Origin of the sequence: Paenibacillus curdlanolyticus YK9, assembly GCF_000179615.1 — a bacterium.
GTDB classification, from domain to species: Bacteria; Bacillota; Bacilli; order Paenibacillales; family Paenibacillaceae; genus Paenibacillus_T; species Paenibacillus_T curdlanolyticus.
The window spans coordinates 224-1,500 of record NZ_AEDD01000027.1 but is presented as its reverse complement, the minus strand read 5'-3'; the positions used below and the strand labels follow the sequence as shown (position 1 = coordinate 1,500).

Annotated in this window: 1 protein-coding gene; it reads left to right on the top strand. The window is 60.6% G+C overall.

Annotated features, from left to right (window positions below; all coding sequences use genetic code 11):
* Positions 1 to 139 precede the first annotated feature (139 nt).
* Positions 140 to 1,264 carry a glycosyltransferase family 4 protein gene (locus tag PAECUDRAFT_RS24255; protein ID WP_006040161.1) on the top strand — a complete coding sequence of 375 codons (1,125 nt, stop codon included), beginning with the start codon at positions 140 to 142 and terminating at the stop codon, positions 1,262 to 1,264.
* The last annotated feature ends 13 nt before the right edge of the window (positions 1,265 to 1,277 follow it).

Here is a 1,277-nt window from a genome sequence, read left to right as displayed (position 1 = left end):
TTCGGATCGGCTGGCCAAATACGAGCGGTATAGACGACTTGATCCGGACGGACGCTGGGGGAGTATCGACCAATACGAATCCATTCTGGATCCTGCGCCGAATCTCGTTCGGTGGATCGAGGAGGAGTGAGGGCTGACGATGCGGACGGTTAGCATTTTGACCCACAGTTATGTAGACGGATATAATCGGCAGTTCAATCGCTTGTTCGGCGGCGGATTAGAGCGATATATTCGGGATTTGTGCGGCGTCATTCATGCGGCGGGGTGGCGTCCCGTTGTGCATCAGCTGTCTTACTTCGAACCGTTTCGCACGATGTTCGAGGGGACGGAGGTCATCGGCTACACATATGAGCTCGGTAAACTGGGGCAAGCATTCGACGCGATGTCAGCTGAAGCGGACGGCTTGATCGTCTATGCGAGCTGCCTGTGGCATCCGATTCAGTATCGGCCAGGCAGCATCGGCATCAGCCATGGGATTAACTGGGATCATTGCGCGATTGCAGCTGAAACGAAAGATGGCGTTGCCGCTGCGCTCCGTCAGGCGATGCGTTCGCTGGAGCGCGTCGTCTCGGTCGATTCGCATTTTTTGACTTATGCAAGATCCGTATGCGTCTACGAAGATACGGACAAAGTGATCCGTATTCCCAATAGCGTGGATACGAGCCGCTATCTCCCGGCCGCGCATGGCTCCGGCAGACCCCGCACGCGCGGTCTGCGCGTGCTCGTCCCGCGGAGGCTCAGCTATGAGCGAGGCGTCATTACGATGATGCTCGTTGCTGACGAGCTGCTGCGCGAGCGCAGCGATCTGGTGATTGAATTCGCGGGAGAGCTAGTGGAAGGAACGGACATCGCGGATGCATTCAGGCTGTGGTACGGCACCCATCCGGCGAAGGAGCGAATCGAACAGCGGACCTATCCGATGGACGGCATGCATGCCGCGTATGGGAAGGCCGATATTGTGGTCATTCCTACGATTTTCTCCGAAGGCACGTCGTTGTCATGCCTGGAGGCCATGAGCTGCGGCGTGCCGGTCGTCGCCACGAATGTCGGCGGGCTCAACGACCTGATCATCGACGGGCTGAACGGGCGGCTTGTCCCGCCCGCCTCCGCCGCCCTGCTCGCCGCGATTCGCGAGCTGCTGGGCGATCCCGCACAGCGCCGCAAGCTCGGCAAGCTCGCGCGCGAGACCGCGCGAACGTTCGACGCGAGCCTATGGCGGGCGCGTTGGACGGCGGTGCTCGCGGAGCAGCTGGGCGAAGCGTAGGGCGGCTGGGGGT